Raw genomic sequence first — 14,384 nt, forward strand, 5'->3', positions numbered from 1 at the left:
GTTTATGAGAATTATACCCCTCTTATTTTTTATTTTACTTGTTTTTTTTACGACCGATTTCTCCGCACAAGAAAAAATTTGGTTCGATGCAAACTGGAATGTAACCACCAAAGAAAAAGCGGTTTATTACAGGCCTATTTCTAGAGATAAGAGTAAGAAACAATGGGTAATAGATTATTATATTTCTGGAAAAAAAGTAAAAGAAGTTTACTACGTAAGTGGTAAGCCAAATGGAAAGTATTCTGAATTTTATAACTCTGGAGAATTAAAAACAACTGGAAAATTCGAAGAAGGTTTAAAAGACGGAATTTGGAAAACGTATTATAAAAACGGAAAAATTAAAGAAAAAGGACGATATAAAAAAGGCGAAAAAGTAGGGGTTTGGAAAATTTATTACAAAAACAACTAACTAATTTACTGTTAAGATTTTAATTTGTACTTTTGCTACATCTAGTTTAAAAGAAAAAATGAAAGGACCATTATTTTATGCTAAAATTCTTCTGTTTGGAGAATATGGAATTATAAAAGATTCTAAAGGTTTAGCAATTCCGTTTAACGCCTACAGAGGTGCATTAAAATCTTCTAAAAATCTTACAGGAAAAGCAAAAACTTCTAACGAGAATTTAGAACGCTTTTATAAATACTTGGCTGCATTAAAGACAGATATTGTTTCTTTTAATTTACAGGAATTTAAAACAGATATCGATAACGGAATGTATTTCGATTCTTCCATTCCACAAGGTTATGGGGTAGGAAGTTCTGGTGCATTAGTTGCATCTATTTACGATAAATACGCAACAGATAAAATTACGGTTTTAGAAAACCTAACAAGAGACAAACTATTAAAATTAAAACAAATTTTTTCTTTAATGGAATCTTTTTTTCATGGAAAAAGTTCTGGTTTAGACCCTTTAAATAGTTACTTAAGCTTACCTATTTTAATCAATTCTAAAGAACATATAGAACCAGCAGGAATTCCATCTCAAAAAGAAGGAAAAGGAGCCGTTTTCTTATTAGATTCAGAACAAATTGGCGAAACAGAACCAATGGTAAACATCTTTATGAATAAGATGAAAAACGAAGGCTTTAGAAAAATGATTAGCGAAGATTTTGCCACAACTACAGATGCTTGTATTGAAGATTTTTTACACGGAAACGTAAAATCTTTGTTTGGTAATGTAAAATCATTATCTAAATTGGTACTTAAAAACTTTAAACCGATGATACCTACTGCTTTTCATAAAGTTTGGGAAAACGGAATCGCAACAAACGATTACTATTTAAAACTTTGTGGTTCTGGTGGTGGAGGTTATATTTTAGGTTTTACTGAAGATTTCGAAAAAGCTCAAAAAAGTTTAAAAAATTACAAGTTAGAACTAGTTTATAGATTCTAAAAGCTTTATGAGCACCCCAAAAGCAAAACAAATTACGCTTAAATTCTTTAGTTTATTTTCGGCAGTAAGAGGGTATAATATTTTAGTTTTAGTTTTAGCACAATATTTAGCGGCTATTTTTATTTTTTCGCCAACAAAATCTCTAAGAGAGGTTGTTTTCGATTTGCATTTATTATACCTAGTTTTAGCTTGTGTTTTTGTAATTGCTGGTGGCTATATTATTAATAATTTTTACGACGCAAAGGTCGATAAAATTAACAGACCTTTAAAAACAGGTTTAGACAATTATGTAAAACAATCTACAAAACTAAGGCTATATTTCTTGCTAAATTTTATGGGTTTTGGTTTTGGAACCTTAATTTCTTGGAGAGCAGCATTATTTTTTGCAGTGTATATTTTTGCGATATGGCTGTATTCTCATAAGTTAAAAAAACATCCGTTTATTGGTGTAATTTCTGCAACTGTACTTACTGTTTTGCCTTTTTTTGCCGTATTTGTTTATTTTGGAAACTTTTCGAAAATAATTTTTGTGCACGCAAGCTTTTTATTTTTAGTGATTATGGTGCGCGAATTAATTAAAGATTTAGAAAATTTAAAAGGAGCATTGGTCAATAATTACGCCACATTTCCTGTAGTTTATGGAGAGAAAAAGACCAAACAACTTTCTATTTTATTGTTAATTTTAACGGTATTTCCAATTGCTATTTTATTAAAGTACGCTTCCCTAAGTTATATGCAGTATTACTTTTACTTTACTTTAATTATTCTGCTTTTTGTGGGTGTATATCTTTGGAAATCAGTTTCAAAAAATCAATATAGAATTCTTCATAATACTTTAAAATTACTTTTATTTATTGGTGTTTTGTGCCTAATTTTTATTGATACTTCATTGCTTTTAGAAAAAGTAATCAACCGATTGAATTAGCGATTATTCTCTAAGTTTTACTTCAATACAATTTACAAATTTAATTATAAGACTTCATTAAAAAAAAGATTGATGTTTAAATGGGTTGCAAAGCAATTTTAAAAAATGAAGTCTCACTAAAATAACTACCTTTGCAAAAATTTTTATAATGAAATCAAATAAAAACTCGTCGAGAGGACGACAAGAAGGTAAAAAAAATACACCTCTAAGTCGCAAAAGAAAAAAAAAGACCATAGATGCTAAAGAATCGAAAACTCCGAAAAAAGAGTTTAAAAAAATCAAGGAAGTCTCAAAATCCAATGAGTCTTCAGGAATTCGTTTAAACAAATACATTGCCAATTCCGGAATTTGCTCACGTCGTGAAGCAGATACGTACATAGAGCATGGAAGTGTTGAGGTAAATGGAAAGTTGGTCACAGAAATGGGGTACAAAGTACAACCAAATGATGTTGTAAAATTCGATGGAACCTCCATTACTCCAGAGCAAAAAAGATATGTGCTTTTAAACAAACCTAAGAATTACATAACCACAATGGATGACGATCGTGGAAGAAAAACGGTTATGGAATTAGTTGCAAACGCATCTAAAGAAAGAATTTATCCTGTTGGGCGTTTAGATAGAAATACAACAGGTTTATTGTTGTTTACAAACGATGGAGAATTGGCAAAAAAGCTAACCCATCCAAAACACAATGTTCGTAAATTATACCATGCATCTTTAGATAGAAAATTAGATTTAAAAGATTTAGAAAAACTTAGAGGAGACGTAATTATCGAAGGAAGAAAAGTATTTATCGATGCAATTTCTTATGTAGATGGAGAGCCGAAAAGCGAAGTTGGAATCGAAATTCACTCTGGTAGAAACAGAATTGTTCGTAAAATTTTCGAACATGTTGGTTACAAAGTAAAGAAATTAGATCGGGTAATTTTTGCGGAATTAACAAAGAAAAACTTACCAAGAGGAAGATGGAGAGAGTTAACGAACCAAGAAGTTAGCAATTTACAAATGTTGAAGTAATTATATTATAATTGACTTTTCGAACTTAGTCGAGAACTATATTGCGGTTAGTTCGAAATTGAAACATATGTCTGTTCGAGCCTTTCGTCTTTGCTCAAGACAGGCTAAAGCCGAGAACTTAAAATATTACAAATTGATAAACCTTTTAGAAATGATATTCTAAAAGGTTTTTTTACGCGTTTAAAACCATAAAATCCACCAATTTTGCGGCTAAATTGGCAGTATGGTTATCTACGTCAAAATCTGGATTTAACTCTGCAATATCGCAAGAAATTACTTTTTTACTTTTGAATAAAAAGGCTAAAGTTTTGTAAACAAAATTTGGACTAAAACCAAGTGGAGAAGGAGCGCTTACGCCAGTTGCATATGCTGATGAAAAACCATCTAAATCAATAGTAATGTATAAATAATCTACTTTTTCGACAAAAGAAGTCAGTTTGTTTTTTAAACTTTCAGTAAACGTTTCACACTCAAAATTAGACACATAAGAAACGTTATTTTTATGGGCGATTTCAAACAATTCTTTGGTGTTGGATTGTTGCTGAATCCCAATTGCAAAATATGAAACCTTTTTAAATTCCGATAAAATTTGATGGAAAGGTGTTCCTGAATTTGGTTGTGCTTCAACGGTTCTTAAATCGAAATGCGCATCAAAATTAATAATTCCGATTTTATTTTTTGTAGAATTTTTTAAAGCATCTTTAATTCCTGAAAAATTTGCGTAGGCAATATCGTGGCCACCACCAATGGCAATTGGTAAAATGTGGTTAGAAATTAGTTTACTAATGCTTTTTGAAAGTGCTTTTTGGCAATCTTCTAAATGATTATCAACACAAATAATGTTTCCAAAATCAACTATATTTTTATCACTAAAATGAATTGGAATTTTTCCTAATTTATTTCGAACGCTTGCAGGTCCTTTTCTTGCGCCAATTCTACCTTGATTTCTTCGAACACCTTCCTCACAAGAATAACCAACCAATCCAATATGTATATTGTGATTAAAGTTTTCTTTTTCAATATTAGAAACTTGAATATTTTGATACCAATATTGATTTTCAAGTACTGTTTTTCTACCAGTCCAATCTTTTTGATTTCCAACAGAATAATCAATTTTTAAATTATTAAAGAAACTCATAATTACGACTTTAAAATTTCTTTTCCTTTTAAAAATACTTTTTCAATTTGATGATTTCCAAAAGAATAAGGAATAAAATGATAAGAATTTATTTCTTTTGTTAATATTAAATTTGCCAATTTCCCTTTGGTAATAGAACCCACTTCATTTTGATAATTCATAGCATAAGCACCATTAATTGTAGCTGCATTTATGGCTTCTTCTGGTGTCATTTTCATTTTAACACAAGCAGTTGCAACTACAAAATTCATGTTTCCAGAAGGAGAAGAACCAGGATTGTAATCGGTTGCCAATGCCAAAGGCAAACCAGCATCAATCATTTTTCTGGCTGGTGTATAAGGAATATTCAAAAAATAAGAACAAGCAGGCAAAGCAACAGGCATTGTTTTGGTATTTTTTAAAACTGTAATATCTTCTATTCTCATTTCTTCTAAATGATCTACAGAAAGTGCTTCATTTTCAACACCAACTTGAACGCCTCCAATCGCTGTAAACTGATTGACATGAATTTTTCCAGTAAGCCCATACTTTTTACCAGCTGCTAAAATTTGATGGGTGTCTTCCACAGAAAAATAACCAGTTTCACAAAAAATATCTATAAAGTCAGCCAAATTTTCTTTTTGAATAGTTGGTAGAATATCGCCAATCAGCATTTGTAAATAGCCACTTTTGTTGTTTTTATATTCTGTAGGAACAGCGTGTGCGCCTAAAAAAGTCGCTTTTATTGCTATCGGGTAATTTTCTTTTAGTTTTTTAATGACTCTCAGCATTTTTAATTCAGCGTCTTTTGTTAAACCATAACCCGATTTAATTTCGACAGCACCTGTTCCTAATTGGATAATTTCTTCCAAACGAACTTTAGTTTGATTGTATAAACCTTCTTCCGAAGTTTGTTGTAATTTTTTTGCTGAATTTAAAATTCCACCACCATTATTGGCAATTTTCTCATAGGAAAGCCCTTTTATTCTATCAACAAATTCATCTTCTCTATTTCCTGCAAAAACTAAATGCGTATGTGAATCGCACCAAGAAGGTAAAATCATTTTTCCTGTTGAGTCAACCGTTTTTACATCAACTTTTGGGCAATCTTTCATGTCGCCAAAATCTGAAATCAGTCCGTTTTCAACCAATAAAAAAGCGTTTTTTATAGTTGGTAAAATGCGCATTTGTGTTCCTGAGAGAAAATTGACATGTTTTTCTCTAACTTGAATTAATTCTTTGATATTTTTAAAAAGGAGGTTCATTAAAATAATTCTTTTAAAAGATTTTCTTCTACTAAGTTAGGCAAAGTAATTTTTAAATTTGGCGTTCTTTCCATTTCTCTTTTAATGGCGAAAATAGCTTCATCGTTTCTTGCCCAACTTCTTCTTGCGATTCCGTTATTTACGTCATAAAAAAGCATGTTTTTTAGTTTTTCTTCAGCTTCGTTTGTGCCATCTAACAACATTCCAAAACCACCATTTATTACTTCTCCCCAGCCAACGCCACCACCATTATGGATGGAAACCCAAGTCGCGCCTCTAAAACTGTCGCCAATAACATTATGGATTGCCATGTCTGCCGTGAATTTACTTCCGTCATAAATATTAGAAGTTTCTCTAAAAGGAGAATCTGTTCCACTTACATCATGATGGTCTCTTCCTAAAACTACTGGGCCAATTTCACCATTTTTAATGGCATTGTTAAAAGCTGTGGCTATTTTTACACGACCTTCAGCGTCTGCATATAAAATTCTTGCTTGCGAACCCACCACCATTTTATTATCCTTCGCATTTTGTATCCAAGTAATGTTATCTTGCATTTGCAATTGAATTTCCTCAGGAGAATTTTCCATGATTTCTTGTAAAACATTGGCTGCAATTTTATCAGTTTTGTCTAAATCTTCCGATTTTCCAGAAGTACAAACCCATCTAAAAGGGCCAAAACCATAATCGAAACACATAGGTCCTAAAATATCTTGCACGTAAGAAGGGTATTTAAAATCGATATTATTTTCCGCCATTACAGCTGCTCCAGCTCTGGAAGCTTCCAATAAAAAAGCGTTTCCATAATCGAAAAAGTAGGTTCCTTTTTTGGTGTGATTGTTTATGGATTTTGCATGTCTTCGTAAAGATGCTTGTACTTTTTCTTTAAAAAGTGCTGGATTTTCCTTAATTAAAATATTAGATTCTTCATAAGATACATCTGCAGGATAATAACCACCAGTCCAAGGAATGTGAAGCGATGTTTGGTCTGAACCAATATGAATAAAAATATTTTCTTCGTCGAAACGTTCCCAAACATCAATAACATTTCCAATAAATGCGATGGAAACAACTTCGTTATTTTGTTGTGCTTTTAAAGTTCTTTCAACTAACAAATCAATATCATCAATTAAAACATCTACCCAACCTTGTTCGTGTCTTTTTATGGCTGCTTTTGGGTTAACTTCCGCACAAATCGTTATACAACCAGCAATATTTCCTGCTTTTGGCTGTGCACCACTCATACCACCCAAACCAGCTGTTAAAAATATTTTTCCATTCGGATTTTCATTCTTTTTCAAAATTTTTCTGAAAGCATTCATTACAGTAATGGTGGTTCCGTGCACAATTCCTTGAGGTCCAATATACATAAAAGAGCCTGCCGTCATTTGTCCATATTGAGAAACACCTAAGGCATTCATTTTTTCCCAATCATTTGATTTCGAGTAATTTGGAATTACCATTCCGTTTGTAACCACTACTCTTGGTGCATTTTTAGAAGATGGAAATAAACCCATTGGATGTCCAGAATACAAATGCAAAGTTTGTTCATTTGTCATTTCCGCTAAATATTGCATCACTAAAAGATATTGTGCCCAATTTTGAAAAACGGCGCCATTTCCTCCATAAGTAATTAATTCTTCAGGATGTTGCGCAACATCTGGATTCAAGTTATTTTGAATCATTAACATAATTGCTGCTGCTTGTTGGGTTTTTGCTGGATATTCTGAAATATCTCGCGCAAACATTTTATAATCGGGTTTGAATCTGTACATATAAATTCTTCCCAATTCCTTTAATTCATCCGCAAATTCCACAGATAATTCTTTGTGCCAATCTTTTGGAAAATAACGCAACGCATTTTTAATTGCCAATTGTTTTTCTTTTAACGACAAAATATCTTTTCTTTTGGGCGCTCTATTTGCGTCTTTTGGATAGCTTTTTTTAGCTGGAAGTTTTGTCGGAATTCCTTGTAAAATTTGTTCTTTAAATGTCATCTTAATGCTATTTTACAATTAATTTTTGTGTTTTTACTAAATGAATCATGTGATTGATGTCGTCTTTTAAAAGCCTGTCATCTTCTAGTTTGTCAATTTTTTCTCTAATGATTGCATGATTTTTTTCAATTATTGAAGAAAAGGTATTGGGCCTTCTAAACTCTAAAGCTTGTGCAGCATACATTAATTCAATGGCTAAAATTTTCTCTACATTTTCTAAAATTTCATTGAATTGTCGCCCAGAAATACTTCCCATAGAAACATGGTCTTCTTGCCCTAAAGAAGTTGGAATGCTATCTGCAGAAGGAGGGAAGCACAACGATTTATTTTCTGTAACCAATGCAGCAGTGGTGTATTGAGGAATCATAAAACCAGAATTTAAGCCACCACTTTTTGTTAGTAATCTTGGTAAACCATATTTTCCTTCCAACAATAAATAACAACGTCTGTCTGCAATATTTCCTAATTCGGATGCTGCAATAGAACAATAATCTAACGCCATTGCTAAAGGTTGTCCGTGAAAGTTTCCTCCAGAAATTGCTTCAGTTTCACTTAAAACAATTGGGTTGTCTGTTACAGAATTCATTTCTATTTCTGCGAGTTCTTGCAAATGATAAAAAGCATTTCTGCTTGCACCATGAACTTGCGGAATACAACGCATCGAATAAGGGTCTTGCACGCGTTCGCAATTTTCATGAGAAGTAATGTTTTGAGAATTTTCAAACAACATTCTCATTCTTTCTGCCACTTTTAAGCTCCCTTTAAAAGGACGAATTTTATGCAATTCTTCTTTAAAAGGAGATGCACTGCCTTTATAACCTTCAATACTCATTGCGCCAGAAACATCTGCTAAATCTAACAAATATTCCATTTTCTTGAGTCCTATTATGGTGTGTGCTAAAATAAATTGTGTTCCGTTTATCAAACCTAACCCTTCTTTTGCATGTAATTTTAAAGGTTTTAAATGATGATTTTTTAAGACTTCTTTTGCGGGAACAATGTTATTATCAATCCAAAAATCGCCTTCACCAATTAAGGGTAAAAATAAATGCGAAAGTGGTGCTAAATCTCCAGAAGCACCTACAGAACCTTGTTTTGGAACGGTTGGCAATAAATCGTTTTCAATAAAATAAATAATACGTTCTATTAGTTTTAAGCGAACACCAGAATAACCCTGACATAAAGCGTGTACTTTGCAAATCATCATTATTTTAGAGATGTTTTTATCGATGTTTTCGCCAACACCAACTGCATGTGTAATTAATAAATTGGTTTGAAGCTGGTTGGTTTCCTCAGCAGAAATCTGTACATCGCACAAAGGGCCAAAACCTGTATTAATTCCGTAAACAGCTTTGTTGTTTTTGGTAATGATTTCTACTTTTTTTCTAGAAGAAATGATTCTTTCTTTTGCTTCATCATTTATAATTCCTTTTAATTTTCCTTTAGAAATGGCAATTACTTTATCTGTCGTAAGAAAATCTATTCCGTATTTAAATATCATTATCATTTAATTTGTGTTTTACAAAGTTATCGCTACTTTTGATAAGTAATAATACTATTTATTAAGTTAATTAATAACTATGAGTTATCAAATTGAATTAAGACATATTAAATATTTTTTAGCCGTTGCAGAAGAATTACACTTTAGAAAAGCGGCTGAAAAATTATTTATTTCGCAACCAGGATTAAGCACACAAATAAAACATTTAGAAGATGAACTGGGTGTGGTTTTGTTTGAAAGAAACAATAGAAATGTAAGTTTAACCAAGGCAGGTTTGTATTTAAAGGAAGAATTATCATTGCAATTAAAAGGATTGTCTAACATATTTACAAATGCTAAATTATTGCATCAAGGAAAAAAAGGAGAATTAAGAATTGGCTATGTAGGTTCTGCAATGCAAGATGTAATTCCGAATTTATTACTGAATTTTGAAAAAAAACATCCTAATATTTTATTCGATTTAAAAGAGCTTGATAATCAAAAACAAATTGAAGATTTATTATCATTTTCTTTAGATGTTGGTTTTGTTCGTTTGGAGAGAGTACCAAGAGCATTAGAAATTAAAACAATTTTAAAAGAGTGTTTCTGTTTGGTTTTGCCTGAAAATCATTCAATAAATAAAGAAAATTTTAAAAGTTTAGCACAGTTTAAAGAAGCACCGTTTATTCTTTTTAACTCTAAATACAGCACTTCTTATTACGAAAAAGTAATGCAAATTTTTGATGATTGTGGTTTTACGCCCATTGTTTCTCACAACACGATTCATTCCGATTCTATTTACAAATTAGTAGAAAATAATTTCGGAATTTCAATCGTGCCCAAATCTTTAGCCCAAAAAAGAGGCTATAAAATAAAGTTTATTGAGCTAGATATGCTTCCGCAAAAAACAACACTTTCTGTAATTTGGAATAAAAAGAATGGAAATTTAATTTTAAATGATTTTCTCAGGCTTCTATAATTTTTAAAAAAAAGACACAAAAAAACCCGAACAAAAGTTCGGGTTTTAAGTGGTACCTCCAGTACTTTTGTTTACTTTATCAATATATTATAAATTATAATAAAACTTGTTAAAACCCTTTAAATATAAGGGTTTTGTTCTTTTTTATAGGTAGGTAAATTATTTGCTATTTTATATCAAAAAAGTCTTATTAGCACCCTAATTAACATCCTTTTTTCGTATCTTTATTAAAAATAAAACACTATGAATAAAGAGGTTGAAAGAACAAAAGGTACAATTCGGTTTGCTTTTAAAGTATCAAAAAAAAAGTTAGAAGAAAATAAGAACTTACAAAGTATAATTTTCTTGTTTTTTAGTTACGGTAAAAATCGATTTAAATACTCTACAGGTTACAAAGCTTGTTTTAATGACTGGGATTTCAAAAAACAACGAATTAAGAATAAGGTAGGTATTGAAGACAAAGAATAAATGAAGATTTAAGCGATTTAGAAAATCATTTAAACAAAGAGTATTCTAATCTAATAAATGACTCTAAAAACGTTTCTAATGAACTTTTAAAATACAAATTAGATGTATTTACTGGTAAGATTATTCCTAATCAAGAAATCGATACAAACCTCTCTTTTTTTGATGTAATAGATAAATATATAGAGCAAAAGAAGGTAGTATTTCTATCATTACAGCTAGGTCTTACAAACAAACCAAAAAGAGGTTAGAAGGCTATGAAAAGCACTTCAATAAAAAATTGATGTTCGATTATATAAATATGAATTTTTATAATGAGTTCAATACGTTTATGGAAAGTAAAAAATATGCTTTAAACACTATAGGTAAGCATATAAAGAACTTAAAAACCTTTTTAAACTATGCATTAGCAGAAGGCTATACAAATAACCAAAAGTTTAAAAGCAACGATTTTGAAGTATTAAAAGAAATTACCACAGAAATCTATTTAACTGATGCAGAGATAAAAGAAATGTTTGAAAAAGATTTATCTAAATATCCAGAGGTAGAATTGGCAAGGGATATTTTTCTAATGGGATGTTATACAGGTCAGAGAATTAGCGATTACAATGGTTTATCAGAGAATGATATTATTGAAATAGATGGCTACAGATATTTTGAAATCAAACAGAAAAAGAATAAAAAATTTCATAGAATTGTCAATTGTCCTATCACAAAAGAAATGCAAGAAATTATGGATAAAAGACACAATGGAAAACCACCAAGAAGGATTGCAGAAGCAATTTTAAACGATTATATAAAGCAAGTGGGGCAGATGCTTGAATGGTACACCTTAGTAAAATGTGAGTACACAAAAGGCGGAATAGAATATTCAGAAATGATACCAAAATATGACTTAATTAAAAGCCACACAGCAAGAAGAAGTTTTTGCACGAATAAATACAAAGCAGGTATGAGTGTTTTTGATATCATGCTATTTTCTGGGCATACAACAGAGAAAGAATTTTATAAATATATCCGTATCAAAGACCAAGAGAGAGCTGCTCATATTGTAAAAAGTGGTTTCTTTAATGTTTAATTTTATATTATTTTTAAAAACCAAAAAAGTAAGAAGCTTTAGTATTTAATTCAACCAGGGTTATATTGCAATAAAAATAAGATTTTAGGTAAATAACAATTAATTAAAAAATTCTATGGCTAATAAAAATCAACAAAGTTTTTCTAACGAAAATTTTTCTCAGTTAGAAATTGATGTTTTTGATCACATCAACACAATTAAAACAGATGCTAAATTTAATCTAATAATTGATTATTTTTCAATACCTCCAGAATTACAAAATTACTATGTTTATTTCTCTTTGTTTCACAAAATAAAACATCAAAAATCAATTTCATTTATTAATTTTATTGAGGATGCTTTATTTAAAATAAACAAATTACTGACTAGGTTTGAAAATGAACTCTTACTTGCCAAATTTCATAGTATTTCAAAAATTGAGCACGATAATTGGGTAATGAATAATGTGTTTAAAAATTTAAAAATTATACAGAACACCTATGATATTGAAAAATACCCTCTTACAGAATTGAAGCTATTAAAACTTCAAAATCAGCTACTAAATGAAAAAATATCAATTCTTGAGAAAAAAATTAACAAAGAAATCAACCTTAAAACACATGTTATTGATATCGTTTATAATAGTTTGAAACTATATTTCATTGAAGAACAACATCAACAACTATACAATGTTCTAAAAGGAAAATCGTTTGAAAATAAATTATGCTTTTTAAAGAACCAAAGCCAATTAGCAGAGTTGTTTAGAAGATTAAAATATAATGATAAATTGGACTCTAATTATTCAGAAATTAAAGAATGGCTTTGTGCTAATTTCACCTACTCTAATTCAATAAAACCTTTAAATTCTGACTCTGTTTATGAAGTCTTAACAGCAAAAGGAAACAAAGATATTACAAAATCTAAAAGATTATTAATTTTAGAATTCCCATATAAAAAACCAAATCAAGTAAAAAAAGAAAAAGAAAACTAATTTTTTAGCCCCCTAACAGCCTCCTTTTCAACTCAAAACTTTCTTTTATTTAATCTATTTGCATTGTAATTAAAACAATTATCATGCAAGAAAACAATATCACACAAGTACATAGTACAACTCCCGATCAATTATATAACTCCATTTTAAAAGGTGTTAGAACTGAGTTAAAAATATTAGTAGAAAACTTCCAACCCAAAAAACAACCAGAGTACCTAACTAGAAAAGAGGTTGCTAACATATTAAAAGTATCATTAGTTACTCTTTCTGACTGGAACAAAAAAGGTGTTCTAAAACCTTATAGATTAGGTAATCTTATCAGGTACAAAAGAGAAGAAATAGACCAAGCTTTAAAAGTAATTTACAATAAAAAATAACTTATACCACTTTTTATGTTGTGAATTAAATCGTAAGATTATGAAAAACAGCGAATTGCATTCTTTTTCTGTAAAAGAACAAACTAAAGATATTAAAAGTAAATTAGAACCTAATAAGATTCTGATATATGACGCTATTATGGGGTCTGGTAAAACTACCAGCGCTATAGAGCGTATGCGCCTATATTCAACAATTGGTCAAAAATTTATTTTTGTTACTCCTTTTTTAGAGGAAATTAACAGAGTTCAAGATAAACTTGATTCTATTATTGAAACACCCGTTTCTAAACATGAGTTCGACATCTTAAACGTTTATAGTTCTGGAACTAAAAAGTATAGCTATAAAAATAAACGAGATTCTTATATAGATTTATTAAGTCAAAATAAAAACATCGCAACAACACATTCTTTATTTGGCTCTTTGAGTGTTGGTGATGCAAGTTTATTTAAAGACTATATACTAATTATCGATGAAGCAATAAATCCAATTACCTTATTTGAATTCGGTGCAAGAGATATAGAAATTTTATTCAATGAACAATTAATATCTAAAGATGTTAGAACTAATAAAATTAATGTAACAGACAGGCAATACAAAGACAACTCATTTAAAGAAGTACTAAATTTTTGCAGACAAGACAATGTCTATCTTAATAACAATACTTTTATTTCACACTTCCCTATCGAAATAATGAATGCCTGTAAGCAAGTAGAAATATTAACGTATTTGTTTGATAGCAGCTTAATGGCATACTACTTTAAATTAAAAGGATGTAATTATAGCTTTTTAACTAAACTTGATGAAAAATCAATAAAGGTTAAAATAAAGAATAATTTAAATATCTATGAAGGTTCTAGAAATCAAAATAAACGCTCTAAAACAGCATTTAGCAAAAATAATCTTACAAAAAAGTCCAAACAGGAAAGAAAAAAAATAAAAGATAAGATTTCGTATGTGTTTAGGTATGAGTTTCGCACAGGATCCAATCATAGTGCATTTACTACATTTAAAGAAATTAAGAGTAAATATGCTGGCAAAGGGTATACAAAAGGTTTTATTCCAATAAATGCAAGAGCAACAAATGAGTTTTCACATAAAAAATCAATGGCTTACATAGGTAATAGATATTTAAATCCAGCTATCTTGTCTTTCTTTAAAGAAAAGGGTATAAAAATAAATCAAGACTATTGGGCTTTATCTGAATTAATTCAATGGATCTGGAGAGGATGCATTAGGAATGATGAAAAAATGAACTTATATATACCCAGCAATAGAATGAGAAATTTATTAATAAGTTGGTTGAATGATTAGTTTTAAT

General features: G+C 30.0%; 14 protein-coding genes. 10 read left to right on the top strand and 4 right to left on the bottom strand.

All coding sequences use genetic code 11. The features are described 5' to 3' along the window. The first annotated feature begins 4 nt into the window (after positions 1–4). The 4 genes from JL193_RS13280 (at position 5) to JL193_RS13295 (ending at position 3,337) form a co-directional block, all read left to right on the top strand. Complete coding sequence (locus JL193_RS13280; RefSeq protein WP_207971257.1) at positions 5–409, top strand: toxin-antitoxin system YwqK family antitoxin; 405 nt, start codon at positions 5–7, stop codon at positions 407–409. 58 nt (positions 410–467) lie between these two features. Further along, positions 468–1,394, top strand: a complete 927-nt coding sequence (locus JL193_RS13285; RefSeq protein ID WP_207971258.1) for a mevalonate kinase family protein — start codon at positions 468–470, stop codon at positions 1,392–1,394. A gap of 7 nt (positions 1,395–1,401) precedes the next feature. Then, positions 1,402–2,319 (top strand): geranylgeranylglycerol-phosphate geranylgeranyltransferase, encoded by a 918-nt coding sequence (locus JL193_RS13290; RefSeq protein ID WP_207971259.1) that lies wholly within the window; start codon positions 1,402–1,404, stop codon positions 2,317–2,319. Between the two features lie 148 nt (positions 2,320–2,467). Further along, positions 2,468–3,337, top strand: a complete 870-nt coding sequence (locus JL193_RS13295) for a pseudouridine synthase (RefSeq protein ID WP_207971260.1) — start codon at positions 2,468–2,470, stop codon at positions 3,335–3,337. A gap of 172 nt (positions 3,338–3,509) precedes the next feature. On the opposite strand, the gene hutG is transcribed toward JL193_RS13295, so the two are convergent. Genes hutG through hutH form a run of 4 tightly spaced genes read right to left on the bottom strand, consistent with a single transcriptional unit; the run spans position 3,510 to position 9,217 of the window. Beyond that, on the bottom strand, positions 3,510–4,475 hold the full coding sequence (gene hutG, locus JL193_RS13300) for a formimidoylglutamase (RefSeq protein ID WP_207971261.1): 966 nt from the start codon (positions 4,473–4,475) through the stop codon (positions 3,510–3,512). Between the two features lie 2 nt (positions 4,476–4,477). After that, complete coding sequence (gene hutI / locus JL193_RS13305) at positions 4,478–5,719, bottom strand: imidazolonepropionase (protein WP_207971262.1); 1,242 nt, start codon at positions 5,717–5,719, stop codon at positions 4,478–4,480. After that, positions 5,719–7,716, bottom strand: coding sequence for a urocanate hydratase (gene hutU / locus JL193_RS13310; protein WP_207971263.1), 1,998 nt, complete (start codon positions 7,714–7,716; stop codon positions 5,719–5,721). Before hutU ends, hutI begins: the two co-directional genes overlap by 1 nt. A gap of 7 nt (positions 7,717–7,723) precedes the next feature. After that, positions 7,724–9,217 carry a histidine ammonia-lyase gene (hutH, locus tag JL193_RS13315; protein ID WP_207973478.1) on the bottom strand — a complete coding sequence of 498 codons (1,494 nt, stop codon included), beginning with the start codon at positions 9,215–9,217 and terminating at the stop codon, positions 7,724–7,726. Between the two features lie 79 nt (positions 9,218–9,296). Between hutH and JL193_RS13320 the strand changes: the two genes are divergently transcribed. The 6 genes from JL193_RS13320 to JL193_RS13345 all read left to right on the top strand — a co-directional run bounded on the left by JL193_RS13320 (position 9,297) and on the right by JL193_RS13345 (position 14,377). After that, positions 9,297–10,175, top strand: coding sequence for a LysR family transcriptional regulator (locus JL193_RS13320; protein ID WP_207971264.1), 879 nt, complete (start codon positions 9,297–9,299; stop codon positions 10,173–10,175). A gap of 243 nt (positions 10,176–10,418) precedes the next feature. Continuing rightward, complete coding sequence (locus tag JL193_RS13325; RefSeq protein ID WP_207971265.1) at positions 10,419–10,643, top strand: hypothetical protein; 225 nt, start codon at positions 10,419–10,421, stop codon at positions 10,641–10,643. A 199-nt stretch (positions 10,644–10,842) separates the two neighbouring features. Beyond that, entirely contained in the window at positions 10,843–11,718 is an 876-nt protein-coding gene (locus tag JL193_RS13330) for a tyrosine-type recombinase/integrase (protein ID WP_496559628.1), read from the top strand. Between the two features lie 115 nt (positions 11,719–11,833). Next, complete coding sequence (locus JL193_RS13335) at positions 11,834–12,688, top strand: hypothetical protein (RefSeq protein WP_207971267.1); 855 nt, start codon at positions 11,834–11,836, stop codon at positions 12,686–12,688. Positions 12,689–12,771: 83 nt separating this feature from the next. Continuing rightward, positions 12,772–13,065 carry a helix-turn-helix domain-containing protein gene (locus JL193_RS13340; RefSeq protein ID WP_207971268.1) on the top strand — a complete coding sequence of 98 codons (294 nt, stop codon included), beginning with the start codon at positions 12,772–12,774 and terminating at the stop codon, positions 13,063–13,065. A 40-nt stretch (positions 13,066–13,105) separates the two neighbouring features. After that, the gene (locus JL193_RS13345) at positions 13,106–14,377 is read left to right on the top strand and encodes a DEAD/DEAH box helicase family protein (RefSeq protein ID WP_207971269.1); all 1,272 of its coding nucleotides are present in this window, start codon (positions 13,106–13,108) and stop codon (positions 14,375–14,377) included. Positions 14,378–14,384: the final 7 nt, after the last annotated feature.

The sequence above is a fragment of the Polaribacter batillariae genome (genome assembly GCF_017498485.1).
Taxonomy (GTDB): domain Bacteria; phylum Bacteroidota; class Bacteroidia; order Flavobacteriales; family Flavobacteriaceae; genus Polaribacter; species Polaribacter batillariae.

Coding starts and splice junctions, on each gene's coding strand:
- JL193_RS13340 (WP_207971268.1), top strand. CDS start 12,772: ATGCAAGAAAACAATATCACACAAGTACATAGTACAACTCCCGATCAA.
- JL193_RS13335 (WP_207971267.1), top strand. CDS start 11,834: ATGGCTAATAAAAATCAACAAAGTTTTTCTAACGAAAATTTTTCTCAG.
- hutU (WP_207971263.1), bottom strand. CDS start 7,716: ATGACATTTAAAGAACAAATTTTACAAGGAATTCCGACAAAACTTCCA.
- hutH (WP_207973478.1), bottom strand. CDS start 9,217: ATGATATTTAAATACGGAATAGATTTTCTTACGACAGATAAAGTAATT.
- JL193_RS13280 (WP_207971257.1), top strand. CDS start 5: ATGAGAATTATACCCCTCTTATTTTTTATTTTACTTGTTTTTTTTACG.
- JL193_RS13320 (WP_207971264.1), top strand. CDS start 9,297: ATGAGTTATCAAATTGAATTAAGACATATTAAATATTTTTTAGCCGTT.
- hutI (WP_207971262.1), bottom strand. CDS start 5,719: ATGAACCTCCTTTTTAAAAATATCAAAGAATTAATTCAAGTTAGAGAA.
- JL193_RS13285 (WP_207971258.1), top strand. CDS start 468: ATGAAAGGACCATTATTTTATGCTAAAATTCTTCTGTTTGGAGAATAT.
- JL193_RS13325 (WP_207971265.1), top strand. CDS start 10,419: ATGAATAAAGAGGTTGAAAGAACAAAAGGTACAATTCGGTTTGCTTTT.
- JL193_RS13295 (WP_207971260.1), top strand. CDS start 2,468: ATGAAATCAAATAAAAACTCGTCGAGAGGACGACAAGAAGGTAAAAAA.
- hutG (WP_207971261.1), bottom strand. CDS start 4,475: ATGAGTTTCTTTAATAATTTAAAAATTGATTATTCTGTTGGAAATCAA.
- JL193_RS13345 (WP_207971269.1), top strand. CDS start 13,106: ATGAAAAACAGCGAATTGCATTCTTTTTCTGTAAAAGAACAAACTAAA.
- JL193_RS13290 (WP_207971259.1), top strand. CDS start 1,402: ATGAGCACCCCAAAAGCAAAACAAATTACGCTTAAATTCTTTAGTTTA.